Raw genomic sequence first — 22,666 nt, 5'->3', positions numbered from 1 at the left:
CGCAGAACTCATCATCACAGGATTTTTTGGGGGAGGATAACGGGGGAGGACGCGGGACTGCAAGCCGCCCCGGTCGCGTGATGCTGACCGGGGCGGTGCATTTACTGTGCCTGCGCCAGGCGGCGATCGCGACGGGTCTTAAAGACCCAGCCCAGCAGCAGCAGGCCGATCCACGCCATACCGACATACAGCGAGATACGGGTATCCGGATGATAGCCGATCAGGGCGATAATAAAGGCCAGGAACACCAGGCCGACTACCGTGGTCACCACTCCGCCGGGCACTTTGAATTTCAGCGCCTTGACCTCTTCGGGCGACAGACGGCGGCGGAAGGCAATCTGTGACAACAGGATCATAATCCACACCCACACCGTGGCGAAGGTGGCCAGGGAGGCGATCACCAGGAAGACGTTTTCCGGCATGATGTAATTGAGATACACCGCAAACAACAGCGCAATAGTCATCACTATCACCGTCACCCACGGAATACCGCGGCGCGACGTTTTAGCGAACACCTTCGGCGCGCTGCCCTGCTCAGCCATACCGTGCAGCATACGGCCCACGCCGAACACGTCGGAGTTAATCGCCGACAGGGAGGCTGTCAGGACCACGAAGTTAAGAATACTGGCCGCGAAGGTAATGCCCAGATGCTGGAAGGTCAGGACAAAGGGGCTGCCGTCGGTTCCCACCTGATTCCACGGATAGATGGACATAATGACGAACAGTGTGCCGACGTAGAACACCAGAATACGCATCGGCACCGAGTTGATCGCGCGCGGAATGGATTTCTCCGGGTCTTTCGCCTCACCGGCGGTAATACCGATGATTTCGATGCCGCCGTAGGCGAACATCACCATCTGCAGCGACATCACCATCCCCAGCCAGCCGTTGCTGAAGAAGCCGCCGTTGCTCCACAGGTTATGAATGCCGGTCGGCTGGCCGCCGTTGCCGATCCCCCAGATAATAATGCCGAACCCGGCGAGGATCATGATGATAATGGTGGCCACTTTGAAGAACGAGAACCAGAACTCCAGCTCACCAAACACCTTGACGCTCATCAGGTTGACGGTGCAGATGATCAGTACCACGCTGAGCACCCAGATCCAGTGCGGCACCGTCGGGAACCAGACGCCCATGTAGATACCGAAGGCGGTGACGTCGGCGATGGCGACGATCAGGATTTCGAAGCAGTAGGTCCAGCCGGTGATATAGCCCGCCAGTCCGCCGAGGTTTTCCTGGGCATAGCGGGAAAATGAGCTGGCGGCAGGGTTATGGACCGACATCTCACCGAGCGCCCGCATAATGATATATGCCGCGACGCCACCGATAATGTAGGCCAACAGCACGCTGGGTCCGGCCATTTTAATGGCGTCGGCTGAGCCGTAAAAAAGCCCGGTGCCGATGGCGGAACCCAGGGCCATAAAGCGGATATGCCGGGTGCTTAGCCCGCGCTTAAGCTTGTTACTACTTTCCATCGTGGTTTTTCAATGCCGTTTAACACAAAAAATAAAAAACCACGGAACCCGAAGTCCCGTGGTTAAACGCTTTTCCTTAACGCCTGTTAATGGGCGCTGGAGGCCACCTGACGTCCGGCTGCGCGATCCCAGATCACCGCGAGGAACACCATCACGGCGGTGGGCATCAGCCAGGCCAGGCCCTGCTCCGCCAGCGGCAGACGCGCGGTCCAGGCCGGCAGAATCGCGGCAAACGCCGATGACTTAATCCCGTCAATGATACCAAACATCAGACTGATAAACATGGCCGGCGCGATAACGCGGGACGAATTATGCCACCAACTGCGGGTAAAGCTTAATACAACCAGTGCGATACACGGCGGATAGATAGCGGTCAGCACCGGAATTGACACCTGAATCAGATGGCTCAGCCCCAGATTGGAGACCGCCATCGAGAACAGGCCAAGGATAAAGACCAGCGTGCGATAGGAGAACGGCAGATACTGGGCAAAGAACTCGGCGCAGGCGCAGGTCAGGCCCACCGCCGTCACCAGACAAGCGATGAAGATCAGCGCCGCCAGCAGGAAGCTGCCCGCCCCGCCGAAGGTGTGCTGCACGTAGGAGTGCAGAATGGCCGCGCCGTTGGCGGACTGGTCCACGAGAGTGGCGCTGTCAGAACCCAGACGGAACAACGCCAGGTACAGCAGCGTCAGGCCAACGCCTGCCATCAGGCCAGCCCAGACGGTGTAGCGGGTCAACAGACGCGCTTCGCTGACGCCGCGGGAGCGTGCCGCATTGACAATCACGATCCCGAACACCATCGCGCCGAGGGTATCCATGGTCAGGTAGCCGTTGACGAAGCCATTGGAGAATGGCGCCGTACGATACGCTTCCAGCGCGTCGCTGATCGGGCCCGCTGGCCAGATGATGGCCGCGACCGCCAGCACAATCAGGGCGATAATTTTCAGCGGCGCAAGGAAGTTGCCCACGGTGTCCAGCAGTTTGCCCGGATAGAGGGAGACCAGAATCACCAGCGCGAAATAGATAACGCTGTAGATCAGCAGCGGCAGCGGGCCGTCGCCGGTCAGCGGCGCAATACCGACCTCAAAGGAGACGGTCGCGGTGCGCGGGGTCGCGAACAGCGGTCCCACCGCGAGATAACACACCACCGCCAGCAGGATACCCGCCACTTTACCAATCGGGGTGCTCAGGCTTTCAACGCCGCCGCCGACTTTCGCCAGCGCCACCACCGTCAGCACCGGCAGACCCACCGCAGTGATCAGGAAGCCGATCGCCGCTGTCCAGACGTGCTCGCCCGCCTGTAAGCCAACCATCGGAGGGAAAATTATGTTGCCTGCGCCAACAAACAACGCGAAGGTCATAAAGCCCAACGCTATGATGTCGCGAGATTTTAACTGATGGGTCATAAATTCATTACTGCCTGTGGATGTGGTGTTGTAAAAAATGGAAAAATACCGCGCTCCCCTCTCAGGGACGATACAGCGGCCATTGCCGGTAAACTCAGCGAGATATGCTCCCGAAGCGGCGTGGGAAAGAATTGTTTTTGGTATTACCACGCAAAAGCAGTCTGTCATCGACTGCGCAGGCGCAATTTAAACGCTTATAACGTTTTAAAGCAAGGCACGATCGCAAAAGCAGATGATTATGCTGGTTATCAGTTTCACACCAGAATCATTTACCATATTGATGGAAAACCCGTGGCTTATCATGCGAACAAAAAAGCAGCACGCGTTCATTAAATAGGCGAGGAAAAAAGGATGCCAACGAAAATGACCAGCCGGGGCTGGTCATTGGCAAGATAAGCTGACAGCACGCCGATCAGGCGTCGTTTCTGGCAATTAATCGTTCCGGGAGCAGGAAGCTAAAACGGGTTCCCTTGCCCACCGTGCTGTCGATCTCCAGCCGGCTGTCATGATGGTTGACCGCGTGTTTGACGATCGCCAGTCCCAGGCCGCTGCCCCCCGTTTGCCGGGAGCGAGCTTTATCCACCCGATAAAAACGCTCGGTCAAACGGGGAATATGCTCTGGCGCAATGCCTGGCCCATTATCCTCGACGCTGAACAGCGCCCCCTGCGGGGTCCGCTGCCAGCTGACGCGAATTTCGGTCCCCGGCGGGGTGTGGTTCACCGCGTTATAGACCAGATTGGAAATGGCGCTGCGCAGTTGCTCCTCATTACCCAGCACCTTGAGCTGCTCGTCAACGGTGAAGATCAGCGTCTGTTTCTCCTGGCTGAGAGTTTGCGCCTCGCGCTCCACCACCCGCAGCATCATCGGCACGTCGATGCGGTCATTCATCGCCAGCGCCGGCGCGGCTTCAATGCGCGACAGCGTCAGCAACTGCTTCACCAGCCCTTCCATACGCTGAGTTTGCTCTCGCATGGTGTGCAGGGCTTTTTCCCGCGTCGCCCCCTCCAGTACCTGCTCCTGCATCATCTCCAGATAGCCCTGCAGCACCGTCAGCGGGGTGCGCAGTTCATGGCTGACGTTGGCGAAAAAGTTCCGCCGCGCCCCTTCCAGCTGATGCATCTGCGTCACGTCGCGCGCCACCATCAGCCACTGCTTATCGGTGTAAGGCATCACGCGAATTTCCAGATGGCGAGCGTTATTCAGCACCAGGTTGAGTGGCTTAGAAAAATCACGCTGTTTCAGATAGTTGGCGAACTCGGGATAACGCAGGAGGTTGAGAATATTTTGGCCACTGTCGTCCGGCCAGCGCAGGTTTAAAATCTGCTGCGCCAGGCCATTACACCAGAAAATGGCCCCCTCTTCCGTGGTCAGTACAACCGCATCCGGCAGCGATTCCGCCCCGCTGCGAAAGCGTTTAATCAGGCTTCCCAGCTCGCGTCGACGCTTTTTATTACGCATCTGCATCTGATGCAGACCATACAGCAGCGGCTCCCAGCTGCCGCGTCCAGGCGGAGGAGTCATGCTCCGATCCACCCACAACCACCACGACAGGCGCATCAAATTCCAGAAATGCCAGATCAGCAAACCGGTCACTGCCGCCAGTAAAAACCACGGCAGATGACCCACAAACGCCCCCAGAATCAGGGCCGGAATACACGCTAAAAAGAGCTCCAGCGCCAGCCTTTTCCATGACAGCCGTTCCAGCACGGGTCACACTCCTGTCAAAATTCAGAAACGGGCGGAGAAACGATACCCCGTGCCGCGAACCGTTTGCACCATGCGATCATGGCCACTGTGTTCCAGCGCTTTGCGCAGGCGGCGAATATGGACGTCCACCGTGCGGTCTTCCACATAGACGTTGGTTCCCCAGACGTGGTTCAGCAGCTGCTCGCGGCTGTACACTCGCTCAGGATGGGTCATAAAGAAGTGCAATAATTTAAATTCCGTCGGCCCCATGTCCAGCGGACTGTCGCCGGTCATCACCCGATGCGACGAAGGGTCGAGGCTCAGACCCTGCATTTCGATCACCTCTTCCACCGCCATCGGCGAAATACGGCGCATCACCGCTTTGATTCGCGCCACCAGCTCTTTCGGTGAGAAAGGCTTGGTAATGTAGTCGTCCGCGCCGGTCTCCAGGCCGCGAACACGATCCTCTTCTTCTCCACGCGCGGTCAGCATCACAACCGGGATATCCCGCGTCATCGCCTCGCGCTTGAGCAGCTTAATAAACTGCAGCCCGGAACCACCCGGCAGCATCCAGTCAAGGAGAATCAAATCAGGCCAGGGTTCATTGAGTTGATTCACCGCGCTGTCATAATCTTCCGCCTCGACGGGCTGAAAGCCATTTTGCTCCAGAACAAAGCAGACCATTTCGCGGATTGGAGCTTCATCTTCAACGACCAGAATTCTTCTCGCCATTATTTACCCTGTGTTTTTTAGCCATCAGTATAGAAGTGCGGCGTCATTATGCGTCACTTTTGTGACAGATTTATGAAAAAAATGACGGTCTGATGATCGGGTAATTTGAAGCATGACGCGGACTTACCCCGCGCCGACAAATGATATACTGCCGCCCATGCTTTTTTCGCTAGGGAAGATTTATGCGCCTCCTTCACACCTCCGACTGGCATTTGGGCCAGAATTTTTACAGCAAAAGCCGCGCGGCAGAACACGACGCTTTTCTTACCTGGCTGCTGGCCCGCGCGCAGGAGCATGAAGTCGACGCCATTATCGTGGCTGGCGATATTTTTGATACCGGCTCGCCGCCGAGCTATGCCCGCGAGCTGTATAACCGTTTTGTCGTCCAGTTGCAGCAGACCGGCTGTCGCCTGGTGGTGCTGGCGGGCAATCACGATTCAGTGGCGATGCTCAATGAGTCCCGCGATATTCTCGCCTTTTTGCACACCACCGTGGTGGCGAACGCCGGCTACGCGCCCATTGAGCTGCCGTTGCGCGACGGCACCCCTGGCGCCATCTTTTGCCCGGTGCCGTTTTTACGCCCCCGCGAGCTGGTTACCAGTCAGGCCGGCCACTCCGGTCGAGAAAAACAGCAACAGCTCCTGCACGCTATTAGCGACTATTATCAGGAGCAGTATCAGCAAGCCTGCGCGCTGCGCGGCGATCGGCCGCTGCCCATCATTGCCAGCGGCCACCTGACCACCGTCGGCGCCAGCAAAAGCGATGCCGTCCGCGACATTTACATCGGCACGCTGGATGCCTTTCCGGCGCAACACTTCCCGCCTGCCGACTACATTGCGCTGGGCCATATTCATCGGGCGCAGGTGGTCGGTGGCTGCGAGCACATCCGCTACAGCGGCTCGCCGTTGCCGCTGAGCTTCGATGAAACCGGCAAAGCCAAATCGGTGCACCTGGTGAGTTTTAACGACGGGCGCCTCAGCGCCGTGGAAACCCTGGAGGTGCCCGTGACCCAGCCGCTGGCAGTGATCAAAGGCGATCTGGCCGCCATCACCGCCCAGCTGGAGCAGTGGCGCGGCGTCGAGCAGGACCCGCCGGTGTGGCTGGATATCGAAATCACCACCGAGGACTACCTGCACGATATTCAGCGTCATATTCAGGCGCTGACGGAGGATCTGCCGGTGGAAGTGTTGCTGGTACGACGCAGCCGCGAGCAGCGCGAGAAAATATTGCTCAACGCCCAGCGGGAGACCCTCAGCGAACTGAAGGTGGAAGAGGTGTTCGAGCGCCGGCTGGCGCTGACCGAGATTGACGATGACAAGCGCGCCCGGCTGCACGAGCTGTTCACCCATACGCTGCATACGCTCACCGCGGAGGACGAAAACGCATGAAAATCCTCAGTCTGCGTCTGAAAAACCTCAACTCCCTGAAGGGTGAATGGAAGATAGACTTTACCGCCGAGCCGTTCGTCAGCAACGGCCTGTTCGCCATTACCGGCGCCACCGGCGCCGGCAAAACCACCCTGCTCGATGCCATTTGCCTGGCGCTTTATCACGAGACGCCGCGCCTGAATAAAGTTTCCCAGTCGCAAAATGACCTGATGACCCGCGATACCGCCGAATGTCTGGCGGAAGTCGAGTTTGAAGTCAAAGGCACCGCCTACCGCGCTTTCTGGAGCCAGAACCGGGCACGCAACCAACCGGATGGCAATCTGCAGGCGCCCCGCGTCGAGCTGGCACGCTGCGCCGACGGCAAAATCCTCGCCGATAAGGTCTCGGACAAACTGGAGCAAACCGCGACGCTCACCGGGCTAGACTATGGCCGTTTCACCCGCTCGATGCTGCTTTCCCAGGGACAATTTGCCGCCTTCCTGAACGCGAAGCCGAGCGATCGCGCGGAGCTGCTGGAGGAGCTGACCGGCACGGAAATCTACGGCCAGATTTCGGCCATGGTCTACGAACAGCACAAAGCTGCTCGCCACGCGCTGGAGAAGTTCGAAGCCCAGGCGGCGGGCATCGTTCTGCTGACGGAAGCGCAGCAGCAGGCGCTGCAGGAAAGTTTGCAGGTACTCACTGACGAAGAAAAAACCCTGCTAACGCAGCAGCAAAACCAGCAACAGCAGCTTCAGTGGCTGACGCGCTGCGACGAGCTGGCGCAGCAGCACCAGCAGGCGGTTAGCCGGCAGCAGCAGGCCCGCCAGGCGCTGACCGACGCCGCCCCGGCGCTGGCGAAGCTTGAGCTGGCCCAGCCGGCCGCCCAACTGCGCCCCCTGTGGGAGCGTCAGCAGGAACAGGTGGCAGGTCTGGCGCAAACCCGGCAACGGATCAACGAAGTAAATGCTCGCTTACTTGCCTGCACCGCGCAGCGCGCGCGCATCCGCCGCAGCGCCCTGCACGCTCAGCAGCAGCGTCAGGCTGAACTGACGGACCTGGCGCAGTGGCTGGCGGCCCATGACCGATTCCGCTTATGGGGACAGGAGATTGCCGGCTGGCGGGCGCAATTCTCGCAACTGACGCGCGATAAACAGCAGCTAACGGCTCAGACCACCCGCCTGGCCGCGCTGCGCCAGAAACTAAGCGCTCTGCCGGCCAGCTCCCTGTCATTGTCCGCAGAGGAAGTCGCGGCGGCGATGGCGCAGCAAACGCAATCGCGGCCGCTGCGCCAGCGGCTGCTCTCCCTGCATGAACAGCATCAGCAGTTGCACAAACGCCTGCGGCAGAGCGCCGAGAACATCCAGCAGGCGCAAACGGAGCAGGCAAAACTCAATGCCACCCTGACGCAACGTCGGGAGCAATATAAAGACAAAAACCAGCACTATCTCGACCTGAAGGCGCTCTGCCAGCGGGAAGAAACGATTAAAGATCTGGAAGGTTACCGCGCCCGGCTTGAGGCGGGGAAGCCCTGCCCGCTGTGCGGATCCTGTGAACATCCGGCGATTGAGCAATACGCCTCCCTAACGGTCACGGATAATCAGCGCCGCCGCGACGCGCTGGAAAAAGAGGTCGCCGCGCTGAAAGAAGAAGGTCTGCTGGTCCTCGGGCAGGTCAACGCCCTGACGCAGCAGCTCCAGCGTGAGACCGAAGCGGCCCGGCGGCTCACAGAGGAAGAGCAAGCGCTCACTAAAGCGTGGCAGGAAACCTGCGCCGCTCTGCAGGTCACGCGGGATATTGCGCAAGAGATAAACGACTGGATGCAGGAGCAGGAGCGCTACGAGCAGCAGCTCTATCAGCTCAGCCAGCGTCTGATGTTACAGAGCCAGCTCAACGACCAGCAAGCGCTGGAGCGCCAGGCTCACCAGCAGCTGGAGACCACGCGCCAGGGGCTGGAGAACGCCCTGCAGACGCTGTCGCTCAGCCTGCCGGAAGAAGGCGCAGAAGCCGCCTGGCTGCACGCTCGCGAAAGCGAATTTGCCCGGTGGCAGGCGCAACAGACGCGGCATGGCGCGCTCCAGGAGCAGATCGCCGCCCTGAAACCGCTGCTCGATACGCTGCCGCCCGGCGATGAGGATGACGCGGAGGCTGAGCCGGTGATCCCGGACAACTGGCGCGAAATCCACGAGGAATGCCTGTCGCTGCACAGCCAGCTTGTCGCCCAGCAGCAACTGGAGACCGAAGAAACGGCGCGCGTACATCAGTCACAGACGCAATTCACGACTGCCCTGGCCGCCAGCCGCTTCAACGATCGGGAGGCGTTCCTCGCCGCACTGCTGGATGACGAGACCGCCCAGCGGCTGACGCAGTTAAAACAGTCGCTTGAGCAGCAGCTTCAGCAAGCGACGGTGCTCTGCGAGCAGGCGACTCAGCAGCAACAGGCGCATCTGGCGCTGCGGCCGCAAGGATCAGACGCTGACGGCCCCACCCTGCAAACGCAGCTGCACGCCCTGGCCCAGCGGCTGCGGGACAACACGACCCGTCAGGGTGAGATCCGCCAGCAGCTCAGGCAGGACAATGAAAGCCGTCAGCAGCAGCAGGCGCTGGGACAGCAGATTGCAGAGGCGACGCAGCTGGCGGACGACTGGGGCTATCTGAATTCGCTGATCGGCTCCAGCACCGGCGACCGGTTCCGCAAATTCGCCCAGGGGCTGACCCTCGATAATCTGGTCTGGCTGGCAAACCAGCAGCTCAACCGGCTGCATGGCCGCTATCTGCTGCAACGCAAGGCCAGCGAGGCGCTGGAGCTGGAGGTTGTCGATACCTGGCAGGCCGACGCCGTGCGCGACACCCGCACCCTCTCCGGCGGCGAAAGTTTTCTCGTCAGCCTGGCGCTGGCCCTGGCGCTGTCAGACCTGGTGAGCCATAAAACACGGATTGACTCCCTGTTTCTCGATGAAGGGTTCGGCACCCTCGACAGCGAAACGCTGGATACGGCGCTGGACGCCCTGGATGCCCTTAACGCCAGCGGCAAAATTATCGGGGTGATCAGCCACGTGGAGGCAATGAAGGAACGTATTCCGGTGCAGATCAAAGTGAAGAAGATAAATGGCCTGGGCTACAGTCGGCTGGACAGAGTGTTTGCGGTGGAGTGAGGTCTGAATTATGGCGATGTCCCCTCACCCTAACCCTTTCCCGGAGGGAGAGGGAACCGTCCGGCGCCGGTCTGTAATTTCGCACGCTATTGCGATTCCCCTCTCCCTGCAGGGTGAGGGGTTCCCGGCCACTGCCTCTACCACCCGCACCGTACCGCTTTTCTCCCTCTCCCTGCAGGGAGAGGGCCGGGGTGAGGGGGAGCGGTTCAGGTCCCCTGGAGCGGCCACAGCCAGGCCGCGCCGCGTACTCCGCTGGAGTCACCGTGCAACGCTTTGCGGATCGGCGTTTCACACTCGCCGCCGAAGACCCACTGCTTCACCAGGTCCGGTACCGTTTGATACAGACGCTCGACGTTGCTCATCCCGCCGCCCAGCACGATAACGTCCGGGTCGAGGATATTCACCACGTGGGCCAGCGATTTCGCCAGCCGCTGTTCATAGCGGCTCAGCGCCAGTTCGGCCTTTTCGTCACCTTCGCCCACCAGACGCATAATCTCGCTGCCGGTTAACCCCTTGCCGCTCAGCCGCTGGTAGTCGGTGGCAAAGCCGGTGCCGGAGATAAAGGTTTCGATACATCCCTGTTTACCGCAGTAGCAGGGCACTTCGGCGCGATAGCGCAGCTCATCGTCGTTCATCCACGGCAGCGGGTTATGCCCCCACTCGCCGGCGTTACCGTTGCCGCCGATATGCGCCCGCCCGTTGAGCGCCACCCCGGCGCCGCAGCCAGTGCCGATAATCACCGCAAACACCGTTTGCGCCCCCGCCGCCGCGCCGTCCACCGCCTCCGACACCGCCAGACAGTTGGCGTCGTTGGCCAGCCGGACTTCACGCTCAAGGCGCAGGCTGAGATCCTTATCAAAGGGCTGGCCGTTGAGCCAGGTCGAGTTGGCGTTTTTCACCACCCCGGTATAGGGCGAAATTGCGCCAGGAATGCCCATCCCCACGGTACCCTGCTGTCCGGTCGCCTGCTCGGCCATCGCTACCAGGGTGGCGATAGTCTCGATGGTTTGCCGGTAGTCCTCACGCGGCGTGGGTAACCGGTGGCGAAACAGCTGCTCTCCCTGGTCGCTCAGGGCTATCACTTCGGTTTTTGTTCCACCTAAATCAATACCAATACGCACGCTCAGCTCCTCACCCCGATTAACAATGCAAGCATAGCGACAATTCGCTATCATGCCCGCCTGATTTAACGACAAAGCCGTGGAAATTATCATGCTGTGGTTCAAAAATTTAATGGTTTACCGTCTCAGCCGCGATATCGAATTGCGCGCCGAGGAGATGGAAAAACAGCTGGCCGAGCTGACATTTACCCCGTGTGGCAGCCAGGATATGGCGAAAACCGGTTGGGTGTCGCCGATGGGATCGCACAGCGACGCGCTGACGCATACGGCAAACGGCCAGATCATTATCTGCGCGCGTAAAGAAGAAAAGATCCTGCCGTCGCCGGTGATCAAGCAGGCGCTGGAGGCGAAGATCCAGAAGCTGGAAGCCGATCAGGGCCGCAAGCTGAAGAAGACCGAGAAAGATTCCCTGAAAGATGAAGTGTTGCACTCGCTGCTGCCGCGCGCCTTCAGCCGCTTCAGCCAGACGATGATGTGGATCGATACCGTTAACGGCCTGATCATGGTCGACTGCGCCAGCGCGAAGAAAGCGGAAGACACGCTGGCCCTGCTGCGTAAAACCCTCGGCTCGCTGCCGGTGGTGCCGCTGACCCTGGAGAATCCGATTGAGCTGACGCTGACCGAATGGGTCCGCTCCGGCACCGTGGCGCAGGGCTTCCAGCTGCTGGATGAAGCCGAGCTGAAAGCGATGCTGGAAGATGGCGGCGTGATCCGCGCCAAGAAACAGGATCTGGTCAGCGACGAAATCGCCGTGCACATTGAGGCCGGGAAGGTCGTCACCAAGCTGGCGCTGGACTGGCAGCAGCGTATTCAGTTTGTGATCTGCGACGATGCGTCAATTAAGCGCCTCAAGTTCTGCGATGAATTACGTGACCAAAACGAAGATATCGATCGGGAAGATTTCGCCCAGCGCTTTGACGCCGACTTTATCTTAATGACCGGCGAGCTGGCTGCCCTGATCCAAAGCCTGGTAGAAGGGCTCGGCGGCGAAGCGCAGCGCTAAGCGCCGCTTTCCTTCCTGCCAGGCAGGAAGGAAAAAACAACCCGGCGGCAGGCGCCGGGTGTCACTCTGGCTTACAGATAGCGGCACAGATAAGAGGTTGGCTCAGCCACCTGCAGATGAAATTCGCTGTTGCCTGGCACATTGAAAACTTCGCCGGCGGCGTAAACTTTCCACTCAGTCTCACCCGGCAGCAGGACATTCAGCGCCCCGCTGACCACCGTCATCTCTTCCGGCTGCGCCGTACCAAAGGTGTATTCCCCTTCCGCCATCACGCCAACGCTGGCGCGACCGGTACTGCTGCTGGTGAAGCCAATGGATTTCACTTTTCCGTCAAAGTATTCATTGCTTTGAAGCATAAACAAGCCCTTCTGATCGTCGGTTAAAGGCTCAATATAGGGGGCGCTCCTTGCCCCTGTCACGTGAAATTAACACATTAGACCAATAGTTCTGCCGCCAGTCGGGAAACCAGCACATTCGACAGCAAAACCGGGACGTCCAGGGCTTTTTGTAACACATCGCGGTGATGCTGATAGTAACCGAGACAGTCGAGCACCAGCACGTCGGCGCCCTGCTCCAGCAGCGTTTTGCCGGCGCTTAATAACTCACTGTCGCTGCCGGTAAAAGGGTTGGCCAGCGCGTAGTACGGCGACTTTTCCAGCGAGAGCCACTTTTGCCGCTGCATAGGCATGATCTCTTCCACCGGCACGATCACCCCCACCTGATGCCCATCGACGATCGACGCCACCAGCGGCGGGATGATCCGCTGCGGCTCAAGAAGGATCGCATGGTGGGTTGTAAAACCGCTTAACTGTTCGGAGCTAAGCAACAGGATCACATCATAGTTCTGCCGATCCAGCATCGCGATCACGCTGCGGATATCGCGTTCAATTTTCTGCCGCGATACCATCACCAGCTGGTTATCATTGAGCAAGGTCAGCAGGCCCTGCTCGCCGTCACCCACCGCGTACTCTTTGGTTACCTCAGCATGTGTCATATCGCCCAGCAAACTAATGTGGGTGATCTGTTCTTCCCTGATATGTTCGGTCAGGAGCGGCAACACTCCCGCCAGCGGCACAACGCCGATGGTCAAAATTGCCATCGTTGCACTACTCATATCATGTACCTTTTCACTACCACTGCTTCAAGACAGACTTACCACACACGGCATCCGCCCCCCCGGTGAGTAAAAATCAACCGTCGAGAAGCGTAGCAGTTCCGCGCCGCGGTTGAATGTAAAGATTGCCGGGCGACAGCGGCGTGCCTGAAAAATCCGTGTGTTAGATATTCATTAGTACGACTGATAAATAAAAAATGTGAGATACGCCCGATATTGCCAGTATGGCCGGCAATCCGGGCTCAGGGGTTACGACTTATCAGGATCTTCATAGCGCCGCTTGGCATCCACGGCTTCCTGCTCGGTAGGATGTTCGCTGATCAGCGAATTGGGTTCAGGATAATCCGCGCGGAGTTGATACCAGGTGACGGTCTGACCCTGCGGGCCTTTCTCTACCGCAACCACGCGCGCTTCTCTCGGATATGGGGGCCTGTTTGGCATAGTTCTTCCTTCTTCTGGTATCAGAACTATCAAGTATAGGCGCCCCTCGCCGCCTTAATGTAAGTAAATTCTTAACTTACCGGGGTTGCCGTCGCGCCGCACAGCATGGTCATAATCTGCTCCACCACCCGATCCGGGGAGGCCGTGGCATCGACAATATGATGGGCGGCATCACGGTATAAGGCTTCGCGCTGCGCCAACACCTCGCCCACTTCCTCACGTACCGGCTTACCGGTAAGCGTCGGCCGCTGTTCGGCTTTTGGGTAGGCCTCCAGACGATCAATGAGCGCCGACACCGAGGCCTGCAGATAGATCACCACGCCGTTTTCCCGCATAAACTGGCGATTACCTTCCGCCAGCACAATACCGCCGCCGGTGGCGATCACCGTATTCGGCAGAGTCACGGCCTTCAGCGACAGGGTCTCCAGTTCGCGAAAACGCGCCCACCCTTCTGCCTGCACGATCTCTGCCACCGTCCGCTGCTCATGGGCCTGCAGCCGATGATCGGTATCGGAGAACTGAAAATGCCGCGCTCGCGCCAGCGCATGACCGACGGTGGTTTTACCGCAGCCGCGTGGCCCGATGAGAAAGATTGGCTGTGTCATGACCGAAGACCCCCTGGTTCCGCCTGTCGTAAAATATGAAAACGAAAGAACGTATTATCGCTGTTTGTTCCGTAACGTAGTCGTAAACAAAACGTTACACAACTTCTTTGCACCCCATCACCACAGTGACAAAAGGGGCTCTTGATGTAAACTTATCATTGCATTAAGTGTTTAACCAGCTTTACTTTCGGCTGGGCGTTATTTTTTATCCAACGCTGGCGTAAACGGTAACACATTTATGCATAGCTTTACGAAGCAACATATTTACAACATCGTGTTTCAGACGCACCCTGATGCCTATTCGACAGTGTGACAGAGGAATGTAACATGCAATCTGAAGAACAACGCCTTATTGATGGACTGTTTTCCCGGCTAAAAGAGGCTGAGGCGCACAGTGCATCGCGCGATACCAGCGCCGAGGAGCGGATTGCCCAACATGTGAGCGCGCAGCCGGCGGCCCCCTACTATATGGCGCAAACCATTCTTATCCAGGAAGCCGCGATTAAACAGCTTAACGATCGCATCCAGGCGCTGGAGAGCCAGGTCAGCCAGCTGCAGGCGGCGAAGCCCAGCAGCGGCGGATTCCTCTCCGGCCTGTTTGGCGGTGGCGGCTCGTCACGCGGCTCTGACCCCATCCCGGGCGCGGAGCAATACGGTCGCCCGCAGGCCAGCGCCCAGCCGCAGTATGCCCCGCCGCAACAGCAACAGAACTATGCCCCGCAGGCAGCCGCACGCGGTGGCGGCTTTATGGCGGGCGCGCTGCAAACGGCCGCAGGCGTAGCGGGCGGCGTGGTGCTGGGCAATATGCTGACCAACATGTTCAGCGGCTCGCACCCGCAGGAGATCGTCAATATCATCGAAGAGCAGCCGCAGCCTGATGCCGCCGCGCAGGACGCCACCGCGGGTGACGATCCGTTCCGCCAGGGAGACGATCAGTTCCTTGCCGACAACACCTGGAACGACGACTTCGACGCCGGCTTTGGCGACGATGATATTGGCAGCGACGACGATAGCTGGGTTTAACCCTGCTGACGCTTAACCGCCAGCAACCACTTCTCCAGCTCGGCGGCAAACTGTTGCCGGTCGCGCTGCGATAAACTATCCGGGCCGCCGGTCTGAACGCCGCTGGCCCGCAATGTCTCCATAAAATCCCGCATCGTCAGGCGCTCGCGGATCGTCGCCTCGCTGTAACGTTCCCCGCGCGGATTCAGCGCCGCCCCGCCCTTCGCCAGCACCTCTGCCGCCAGCGGGATGTCGGCGGTGATGACTAAATCTCCCGCCGCGCACTGGCGAACGATTTCGTTATCCGCCACGTCAAAACCTTGCTCAACCCGCAGAGTGCGGATGAAACGCGACGGCGGCACGCGCAGCGGCTGATTCGCCACCAGCGTCACCGGGGTCTGGGTACGCTCTGCCGCGCGGAACAAAATCTCTTTAATCACGTTCGGACACGCGTCCGCATCTACCCAAATAGCCATGCCAGCTCCTGTTACCTGCAATAAGTGACGCCAATGTTACCTGCTTTTCTCCCCCATGAAAGCGCAGGATGGTAAGCTAATCAGATCGTAACGAAAAAAGCAGAGGGGAATGGTGATGGATAAGAAAATTGGCTTTATCGGCTGCGGCAATATGGGTAAGGCCATTCTGGGTGGACTGATCGCCAGCGGCCAGGTACAGCCGGGACAAATCTGGGTCTACACCCCGTCGCCGGATAAGGTTGCGGCTCTGCGCGACCAGTATGGCATCAACGCCGCCGGGAGCGCTCAGGAAGTGGCGCAGATTGCCGATATCGTCTTCGGCGCGGTTAAGCCGGGGATCATGACCAAAGTGCTGGGCGACGTCGCCTCAAGCCTGAATAAAGAGTCGCTGGTGGTCTCCATCGCCGCCGGGGTCACGCTTGAGCAACTGGCGCGCGCCCTCGGTCACGATCGCAAAATTATTCGCGCGATGCCCAATACGCCGTCGCTGGTCAACGCCGGTATGACCTCCGTCACGCCTAACGCGCTGGTGAGCAGCGAAGATGTGGCCGAAGTGCTGACCATTTTCCGCTGCTTTGGCCAGGCGGAGCAAATTGCCGAGCCGATGATCCATCCGGTGGTGGGCGTGAGCGGTTCGGCGCCGGCCTATGTTTTTATGTTTATCGAAGCGATGGCCGATGCCGCCGTCCTCGGCGGCATGCCGCGCGCCCAGGCCTATAAATTCGCCGCCCAGGCGGTAATGGGCTCCGCCAAAATGGTGCTGGAGAGCGGCGAGCATCCGGGGGCGCTGAAAGATATGGTCTGCTCGCCTGGCGGGACCACCATCGAAGCCGTCCGCGTACTGGAAGAGAAAGGGTTCCGCTCCGCGGTGATCGAAGCCATCACCCAGTGTATGGAGAAATCAGAGAAACTGAGCCGCTCCTGAGCCTGAGAGGGTAGGCAGCAATGCCCTGAGTGTTCAAAGAAGAAGGGAGCGCGCAGGCGCTCCCTTTTTTTCAGGCTTTCTTCAGGCAGGTACTCATGAAGGTACTGCGTTCATCACCCTTCAACGATTTTGCCGAGGCCGCTTTGTTGCAGTCGCTCATCTTCTGCTGCTGAGGGGTGAGCGCTTTTCCTTGCGACGTAGTGGTCTCTTTTTTCAGGCACTGGCTCATAAACGTTTTGCGCTCATCTCCTTTCAGCGCTTTGGCTGACGCTTGCTGATTGCAGTCCGTCATCTTTTGCTGCTGTGGAGTGGGCGTTTTTTCTGCCGCGCCAACCGCGCTGATAAAGATCAAGCCAAACAGTAGAGTCATTAGTAAGGTTATTTTCATCGCACCATCCTTCTGTGAGTGGATCGTTGTAAGTCTGGACGCAGATAGAAAAAAAACCAGCCGGTGACGCAATTTCGCCACCGGCAGCGACTTATTTCAGACTCAGGGCGGCTTTCATGGTCGAGAACAGGTCGGTCTGGTCGGTCAGGCCGACGACGTTAGCCGCGTGTGGACCGTAGGCCGCAATGCGCAGCTGGGTGCCGGTATGCTCCATCGACTCTTCCTCAGAGTTGCCGTAGCTCATGACCATCACTGCGCCATCGTGGGTATTCAGAGCCTGGGTCAGTCCCGGGGCTTTGCTGTCCGCCGGAATGATCTGGCTGGCGTGCGCATGGTCGGCGGTGACGATCACCAGGGTATTGCCGTCTTTTCGCGCAAACTCCAGCGCCTTCTGCACCGCTTCGTCGAGGTCTACGGTTTCGCCGATCTGGCCACACGGATTCGCCGCATGATCCTGTTTATCGATGGAAGCGCCTTCCACCTGCAGGAAGAAACCTTTCTCGTTGCGGCTCAGCAGGTCAATCGCTTTCTCCGTCATCTGCGCCAGCGTCGGCACCGAGGCGTCGCGTTTCGGGTTTGGCGTACAGGTCACCGGCGCCTTATCGATATTGCCGTGATAAGACGCCTTCGGCCCTTCCCAGCGAACCGGCATATTGCCATCGGCGAAGAGACCCAGTAGCGGCTTAGCCTGACTGGCGTCAGTCGCGGCGGCAAGGGAAGCCGCGTCGGTCACAATCTGGTAGCCGCGCGCTTCCGCCTGCTGGCGCAGGGTTTTGCCCTGCCACTCGCCCGCCGTCGCCGTTTCGGCAAAGGTCTTCGCCCCGCCGCCTAAGGTGACATCCGGCCGGGCGTTCAGCAGCTGTTCGGTAATGGAGCCTTTGCCCCCTTTCTCCAGCGCATTGCTGGGGCATTTTTCACTGGTGACCGTGGGGCCGTAACATTTACGCGATGTCACATGCGCCACCAGCGCTGCGGGGGTGGCGTCCTGCAGCTCGGCGGTGGAAACGTTGCCGGTGGCCAGCCCCGCCGCTTTCGCCAGCTCGAGGAGGGTCTGATGCGCGTTCTCATGAATATCGACGCCCAGCGCGCCGTTATAGGTCTTGACGCCGGTGGTCCAGGCAGTGGCGGACGCCGCCGAGTCGGTCACGTAGTCCGGTTTCCCGGTTTTTTTATCCAGCGAATAGTGCGTGTACTGCCCGGTTAACGGCAAGGCGTCAATCCCTTTAAAGAAACCGCCCGCCCCTTGCGCATAATTTCGCGCAGCGGTAATTTCCGAATCACCCATGCCATCGCCAATCAGCAAAATAACGTTTTTAGCCGGCTTATTGATTAACGAGGCGCGCAGCGCTTCGGTTTGATCGCCGGTTAAACGACGCGCGCCGCCGGGAGTGGTGATATCTCCCTGCGCAGCGCGATTTTCCAGAACCGGCGCAGCAGTCGTTTCTGCATGAATAACCGGCGAGCCCAGCAGAGGAACCAGGGCAATAAACAGGGCGCTTAATTTCACTTTTGTCATCTCCATGTAAAAAATACTTAAAAAAAACAAAACGAGGGAGACTTTATAAAAGGGAGATGACAGAAAAATGACGGCATCCTTGTCGTGTCACAAAGACTAGCTACGAGGATGCCGCAACAGCTTCTTTAGATATTGCTGCAGCAGCATCGCATCCTGGTCGTTGACCGGCGGACAGGGCGTCACCTGGTCAATCGCCTGTTCTATATCCTGAATCAATGCCTGCTGGGCATCATGCTCCATATGGCGCAATAATGCGGTGACCACGATCTCCAGCGCTTCAACCTGCACCGTCAGTTCCTTTGCTTCTTCTTCCTTTTGCGCCAGTTTAACCAGTAACTCAGCAATGAGATTCTTCATAGCACCAGTTCCTTATGCGAGGCCTGTTTTTGATTGGGATGTCATACCCGATGACGGACCTCAGAATTACTTAAAATAAGAATCATCGCAACACCCAATATACAGCGAAACGTTTTACCACAACAAAATACCACTATAAATAGTATTGTTTAATCATGGTCGGGGATGGTTATAACCAGATGGCGCAGGAAATAATAAAATGGAATAGCGCTCACGGCATGGCGATAACAAAAAGTAATGGTAAATGTACCGACGGTGAATAACGCTGACGGTATCGCGATAAATACCGTCAGCAGAGGTTCAGGCGTTAGCCCGGCGGGAGCGGCGCAGCATCCATGCCAGCTGCCAGAGGTTAATGAAAACGATAATGGCGGTAGCAATAAACACCCAGCGGAAGCCGGCCATCGCCGATACAGAGGCGCCAATCAGCGGCCCGGCGACGTTGCCCAGATACATAAACGACTGGTTATAGCCAAAGATGCGTCCGGTGACGCTGTCGCTGCTGTATTTCAGCAATAAAGTCTGCACCGCCGGGAGCATCGCGCCATCGGCAAAGCCGAGCAGGAAACGCAGCGTACCCAATTGCAGCGGGGTGGTGACAAAAGACATGGCGAAAAACATCACCACTGCGCAGCAGAGCGTCGCGAGCAGGATCCGCGAGGTACCGATGCGATCGCCTAACTTACCCAGCCGTGGCGCAGAAATCAGCGCCGACACGCCAGGCACCGCGGCGATCATCCCGGCCAGAAAGGCGATATTGTTGCTGTCCGGCGCCATCGACTTGATAAACAGCGCCAGGATCGGGCCAATTGAGCCGTTGCACAACTGGATCACCAGGGTGGTGAAGAACAGGCTGATCACCAGCCCCGGATAGGGTAAAGAGGCAAGGACTTGTTTTCCGGTGAGGCGCTCGCTTTTACTGACCTGAGGGCGCCCTCCCTCTTTGATCAGAAACAGGGTCACCAGAAAACTGATGGTCAGCAGGATTGCCGTAATAAAAAAGACCATCCGCAGCCCGACGTGGTCCGCCAGGAAGCCGCCCAGCAGCGGGCCGCCGATCACGCCGCTGATTTGCGCGGTTGATAGCGTGCTCAGCGCCCAGCCGCTGCGCTCGCGTGGCACCTGGGAGGCCACCAGCGCCATGGCGTTGGGGATATAACCGGAGGTTAAGCCCATGATCGCCCGCAGGATAAACAGCTGCCAGACGTTAGTGGCGAAGGCCTGCAGCAAAATAGCAATCGCCATCCCCAGCGAGGCACGCAGCAGCATCAGCTTGCGGCCTTTGCGGTCTGCCAGGCTCCCCCACATCGGCGAGACGATCGCCGAGACAAGAAAAGTCACGCTGAAGGTCAGCCCCGACCACATCGACAGCGCTTCATGCGAGGTAACGCCCAGCTGGGAGACGTAGAGGGGCAAAAAAGGGAGAATTTGACTGATCGCCAGGCCGGTAAAAAAGCAACCAAACCAGACGGAGATGAGATTAACCTTCCAGGATTCCATAACTACGCGTATTCATTAATGATTTGCCAATTATTACCTAGCTTAGCAATTTCATTCCACTGGTGTACTACCATAGATGCGCTGGCGGTGAGTTTGGTGTTTTATGAGTGTGGATGAGAACCTGACGAAGCATTTTCTGGTCATTTAGGCTACTCACAGCGCTTTATGCTCAAAAGCAGAAGCCCTGTCCGCGCATCCCCAGATGAAAATGATTGGCGTGAGCCGCATTGTACTCTGGCCCCAGCGCGTTGCCGAAGTAGTGGCAGCTGTTGTTCAACAGCGCCGCCAGCCAGGGATGCGAGGTCTCGCTCCGCCAGCCCTGCAGGACGCTGACGCGTCGGCCGTCCGCCAGGCGGAAACCGCTGACGTCCAGCGCGTCCGCCGTGGCGTGTTCACTGCGCCGCGCCTGTTGCCGATGGTAGATATTGCGGCAGGCGAAGCTGCCGAGATGATCGATCTGGCGCAGATCGCTCGCCATCAGTTGACGGGTCAGCGGTTTCGCCTGCTGCTCGACATACAGCGCACTGCTCAGCGCCAGCGGGCAGCTGGCGAGGAAACTGCTGCTCAGCGTCACGCTGCCAAAATTCGCTACCCGCACCACGTTATGCAGCGGGCAGCTTCCCTCGCTGTCGGCCACCGGCTGGCTGGCGATAAGCCGCCGGCGATTGGCTTCCGCCAGCAGGGAGGCGCACTGGTCTGCCGTCAGCCTGCGCAGCTTGAATGACGTCAACCAGCCCGGGGGATCGTCAAGCGCCAGCGGCGCCAGCGGATTCAGGTGCGGCGGCAGATAGCGGTATCCTAACAGGCCCGCGCCGAGCAGCCCGGCCAGCACCAGCAGCGTCTTTCCTCTCACGCCCACTCCCGTCAATTGATCAGGTAAATATTATGGCAGGCAGGCAGCGGTTTCACATGGTATGTTATGCCCTTTGATGTTATCTGGATGGAAGTTGAAATGGCAAAGATGAGGGTTGGGATCGTTTTTGGCGGCAAGTCGGCGGAGCATGAAGTGTCGCTGCAGTCAGCGAAGAATATCGTGGAAGCGATTGATAAATCGCGCTTCGATGTGGTTCTGTTGGGTATTGATAAACAGGGGCTATGGCACATCAACGACGCCGGCAACTACCTGCTCAATGCTCAGGATCCTGCCCGCATTGCCCTGCGTCCTTCCACGGTGACCCTGGCGCAGATCCCGGGCCGCGAAGCACAGCAGCTGATTAACGCCGACAGCGGCCAGCCGCTGGCGGCTATCGATGTGATTTTCCCCATCGTCCACGGCACGCTGGGCGAGGATGGCTCCCTGCAGGGGATGCTGCGCATGGCGAATCTGCCTTTCGTTGGTTCCGATGTGCTGGGTTCCGCGGCCTGTATGGACAAAGACGTGACCAAACGTCTGCTGCGCGATGCCGGGCTCGCCGTCGCCCCGTTTATCACCCTGACCCGCGCCAACCGCGCGCAGTTCAGCTTTGCCGATGTCGAAGCGAAGCTGGGGCTGCCGCTGTTCGTGAAGCCGGCCAACCAGGGATCATCGGTTGGCGTCAGCAAAGTTAAAAACGAAGAGCAGTACCATCAGGCGGTGGCCCTGGCCTTTGAATTTGACCATAAAGTCGTGGTGGAACAAGGCATTAAAGGGCGGGAAATTGAGTGTGCGGTGCTGGGTAACGACCACCCGCAGGCCAGCACCTGCGGTGAGATTGTCCTCAACAGCGAGTTTTACGCCTACGACACCAAATATATCGATGACCAGGGCGCGCAGGTGGTGGTCCCGGCCGCCATCGCCCCTGAGATCAACGACAAGATCCGCGCGATTGCAGTGCAGGCCTACCAGACCCTGGGCTGCAGCGGCATGGCCCGCGTCGACGTGTTCCTCACCGCCGACAACGAGGTGGTGATCAACGAGATCAACACCCTGCCGGGCTTTACCAACATCAGCATGTATCCGAAGCTGTGGCAGGCCAGCGGCCTCGACTACACCAGCCTGATCACCCGGCTGATTGAGCTGGCGCTGGAGCGCCATGCCGCGGACCGGGCGCTGAAAACCTCCATGAACTAAAACGCGTTTATCGCGCCTGGCAGCAGGGGTCTCAGGCCTCTTCTGCCGGGCGGCGGCGGATCACCAGGCCCGCGGCCCAGAAGCTAATGACCCAGGTCACCAGACCGACGGCGTAGGATTGCCAGCCCTGTGTTTCAAACCCCAGCAGCCCCACCACCCCATTGAGAATAAAAATTAGCCCCAGCGCCACCGCGTAGTAGTGCCAGTCGCGGCGAATTTTATCTGTGAGCTTCATGCGACCTCCAACAGCAAAAAAACGCATCTTCGCATAGCCGCCCGCGGCGGTCTGTAGCGCGGGAGAGAATGTTGCTGGATTGCGACGCCGCTCTCCCTTTTCCATTCCTGT

General features: G+C 58.8%; 23 protein-coding genes. 7 read left to right on the top strand and 16 right to left on the bottom strand.

From position 1 onward, the window contains the following. Nucleotides 1-101: 101 nt before the first annotated feature. Entirely contained in the window at nucleotides 102-1,475 is a 1,374-nt protein-coding gene (gene proY, locus HMPREF3142_RS05275) for a proline-specific permease ProY (RefSeq protein ID WP_070611727.1), read from the bottom strand. Nucleotides 1,476-1,561: 86 nt separating this feature from the next. After that, nucleotides 1,562-2,881, bottom strand: a complete 1,320-nt coding sequence (brnQ, locus tag HMPREF3142_RS05270) for a branched-chain amino acid transporter carrier protein BrnQ (RefSeq protein WP_012542710.1) — start codon at nucleotides 2,879-2,881, stop codon at nucleotides 1,562-1,564. On the opposite strand from brnQ, the gene HMPREF3142_RS29275 reads away from it, so the two are divergent. Further along, entirely contained in the window at nucleotides 2,873-3,214 is a 342-nt protein-coding gene (locus tag HMPREF3142_RS29275) for a hypothetical protein (protein ID WP_153242733.1), read from the top strand. The genes brnQ and HMPREF3142_RS29275 overlap by 9 nt on opposite strands. Nucleotides 3,215-3,293: 79 nt before the next feature. Here the strand turns inward: HMPREF3142_RS29275 and phoR are convergent, their stop codons facing one another. Together phoR and phoB are read right to left on the bottom strand one after the other, a co-directional pair. After that, nucleotides 3,294-4,589 carry a phosphate regulon sensor histidine kinase PhoR gene (gene phoR, locus HMPREF3142_RS05265; RefSeq protein ID WP_012968845.1) on the bottom strand — a complete coding sequence of 432 codons (1,296 nt, stop codon included), beginning with the start codon at nucleotides 4,587-4,589 and terminating at the stop codon, nucleotides 3,294-3,296. 21 nt (nucleotides 4,590-4,610) lie between these two features. Continuing rightward, nucleotides 4,611-5,300, bottom strand: coding sequence for a phosphate response regulator transcription factor PhoB (phoB, locus tag HMPREF3142_RS05260; protein WP_002890343.1), 690 nt, complete (start codon nucleotides 5,298-5,300; stop codon nucleotides 4,611-4,613). A 182-nt stretch (nucleotides 5,301-5,482) separates the two neighbouring features. Here phoB and sbcD point away from each other — a divergent pair, with 182 nt between their 5' ends. Continuing rightward, nucleotides 5,483-6,688, top strand: coding sequence for an exonuclease subunit SbcD (gene sbcD, locus HMPREF3142_RS05255; protein WP_012542712.1), 1,206 nt, complete (start codon nucleotides 5,483-5,485; stop codon nucleotides 6,686-6,688). Further along, on the top strand, nucleotides 6,685-9,822 hold the full coding sequence (sbcC, locus tag HMPREF3142_RS05250) for an exonuclease subunit SbcC (RefSeq protein WP_070611725.1): 3,138 nt from the start codon (nucleotides 6,685-6,687) through the stop codon (nucleotides 9,820-9,822). Before sbcD ends, sbcC begins: the two co-directional genes overlap by 4 nt. A 206-nt stretch (nucleotides 9,823-10,028) precedes the next feature. Here sbcC and mak read toward each other — a convergent pair whose 3' ends face one another. Continuing rightward, entirely contained in the window at nucleotides 10,029-10,943 is a 915-nt protein-coding gene (mak, locus tag HMPREF3142_RS05245) for a fructokinase (RefSeq protein ID WP_012542714.1), read from the bottom strand. A 91-nt stretch (nucleotides 10,944-11,034) separates the two neighbouring features. Here mak and rdgC point away from each other — a divergent pair, with 91 nt between their 5' ends. Beyond that, a complete protein-coding gene (gene rdgC, locus HMPREF3142_RS05240; protein ID WP_002890285.1) occupies nucleotides 11,035-11,946 on the top strand; it encodes a recombination-associated protein RdgC in 912 nt (303 codons plus the stop codon). Nucleotides 11,947-12,017: 71 nt separating this feature from the next. Here the strand turns inward: rdgC and ppnP are convergent, their stop codons facing one another. The 4 genes from ppnP to aroL form a co-directional block, all read right to left on the bottom strand. Continuing rightward, on the bottom strand, nucleotides 12,018-12,302 hold the full coding sequence (ppnP, locus tag HMPREF3142_RS05235; protein WP_002890284.1) for a pyrimidine/purine nucleoside phosphorylase: 285 nt from the start codon (nucleotides 12,300-12,302) through the stop codon (nucleotides 12,018-12,020). 77 nt (nucleotides 12,303-12,379) lie between these two features. After that, nucleotides 12,380-13,060, bottom strand: coding sequence for an AroM family protein (locus HMPREF3142_RS05230; protein ID WP_008805351.1), 681 nt, complete (start codon nucleotides 13,058-13,060; stop codon nucleotides 12,380-12,382). A gap of 249 nt (nucleotides 13,061-13,309) precedes the next feature. Beyond that, nucleotides 13,310-13,501 (bottom strand): YaiA family protein, encoded by a 192-nt coding sequence (locus HMPREF3142_RS05225; protein ID WP_008805350.1) that lies wholly within the window; start codon nucleotides 13,499-13,501, stop codon nucleotides 13,310-13,312. A gap of 71 nt (nucleotides 13,502-13,572) precedes the next feature. Continuing rightward, nucleotides 13,573-14,106, bottom strand: a complete 534-nt coding sequence (gene aroL, locus HMPREF3142_RS05220; protein WP_008805349.1) for a shikimate kinase AroL — start codon at nucleotides 14,104-14,106, stop codon at nucleotides 13,573-13,575. 327 nt (nucleotides 14,107-14,433) lie between these two features. Here aroL and HMPREF3142_RS05215 point away from each other — a divergent pair, with 327 nt between their 5' ends. After that, the gene (locus HMPREF3142_RS05215; RefSeq protein ID WP_070611723.1) at nucleotides 14,434-15,129 is read left to right on the top strand and encodes a DUF2076 domain-containing protein; all 696 of its coding nucleotides are present in this window, start codon (nucleotides 14,434-14,436) and stop codon (nucleotides 15,127-15,129) included. Here the strand turns inward: HMPREF3142_RS05215 and HMPREF3142_RS05210 are convergent. Further along, nucleotides 15,126-15,584 carry a YaiI/YqxD family protein gene (locus tag HMPREF3142_RS05210; protein WP_008805347.1) on the bottom strand — a complete coding sequence of 153 codons (459 nt, stop codon included), beginning with the start codon at nucleotides 15,582-15,584 and terminating at the stop codon, nucleotides 15,126-15,128. The genes HMPREF3142_RS05215 and HMPREF3142_RS05210 overlap by 4 nt on opposite strands. A 115-nt stretch (nucleotides 15,585-15,699) precedes the next feature. Between HMPREF3142_RS05210 and proC the strand changes: the two genes are divergently transcribed. Beyond that, the gene (gene proC / locus HMPREF3142_RS05205; protein WP_008805346.1) at nucleotides 15,700-16,509 is read left to right on the top strand and encodes a pyrroline-5-carboxylate reductase; all 810 of its coding nucleotides are present in this window, start codon (nucleotides 15,700-15,702) and stop codon (nucleotides 16,507-16,509) included. A gap of 70 nt (nucleotides 16,510-16,579) precedes the next feature. Here the strand turns inward: proC and HMPREF3142_RS05200 are convergent, their stop codons facing one another. The 5 genes from HMPREF3142_RS05200 to HMPREF3142_RS05180 all read right to left on the bottom strand — a co-directional run bounded on the left by HMPREF3142_RS05200 (nucleotide 16,580) and on the right by HMPREF3142_RS05180 (nucleotide 21,123). Next, on the bottom strand, nucleotides 16,580-16,897 hold the full coding sequence (locus HMPREF3142_RS05200) for a PsiF family protein (RefSeq protein ID WP_008805345.1): 318 nt from the start codon (nucleotides 16,895-16,897) through the stop codon (nucleotides 16,580-16,582). Between the two features lie 91 nt (nucleotides 16,898-16,988). Then, nucleotides 16,989-18,419: an alkaline phosphatase gene (phoA, locus tag HMPREF3142_RS05195; RefSeq protein ID WP_165454063.1), complete on the bottom strand. Its 1,431-nt coding sequence runs from the start codon at nucleotides 18,417-18,419 to the stop codon at nucleotides 16,989-16,991. A gap of 90 nt (nucleotides 18,420-18,509) precedes the next feature. Continuing rightward, complete coding sequence (gene iraP, locus HMPREF3142_RS05190; protein ID WP_008805343.1) at nucleotides 18,510-18,770, bottom strand: anti-adapter protein IraP; 261 nt, start codon at nucleotides 18,768-18,770, stop codon at nucleotides 18,510-18,512. Nucleotides 18,771-19,070: 300 nt separating this feature from the next. Further along, nucleotides 19,071-20,270, bottom strand: coding sequence for a multidrug efflux MFS transporter (locus HMPREF3142_RS05185; RefSeq protein WP_070611721.1), 1,200 nt, complete (start codon nucleotides 20,268-20,270; stop codon nucleotides 19,071-19,073). A 169-nt stretch (nucleotides 20,271-20,439) separates the two neighbouring features. Further along, complete coding sequence (locus HMPREF3142_RS05180; protein ID WP_023297115.1) at nucleotides 20,440-21,123, bottom strand: extensin-like domain-containing protein; 684 nt, start codon at nucleotides 21,121-21,123, stop codon at nucleotides 20,440-20,442. A gap of 99 nt (nucleotides 21,124-21,222) precedes the next feature. Between HMPREF3142_RS05180 and ddlA the strand changes: the two genes are divergently transcribed. Further along, complete coding sequence (gene ddlA / locus HMPREF3142_RS05175; protein ID WP_012542722.1) at nucleotides 21,223-22,320, top strand: D-alanine--D-alanine ligase; 1,098 nt, start codon at nucleotides 21,223-21,225, stop codon at nucleotides 22,318-22,320. Nucleotides 22,321-22,351: 31 nt separating this feature from the next. Here the strand turns inward: ddlA and HMPREF3142_RS05170 are convergent, their stop codons facing one another. After that, nucleotides 22,352-22,555, bottom strand: coding sequence for a DUF2754 family protein (locus tag HMPREF3142_RS05170; RefSeq protein ID WP_012968852.1), 204 nt, complete (start codon nucleotides 22,553-22,555; stop codon nucleotides 22,352-22,354). Nucleotides 22,556-22,666 lie beyond the last annotated feature (111 nt).

This window comes from Klebsiella sp. HMSC16C06 (assembly GCF_001808325.1).
GTDB classification, from domain to species: domain Bacteria; phylum Pseudomonadota; class Gammaproteobacteria; order Enterobacterales; family Enterobacteriaceae; genus Klebsiella; species Klebsiella variicola.
Note: the sequence above shows the minus strand (reverse complement) of the source record. Positions and strands in the feature narration are given on the sequence as shown.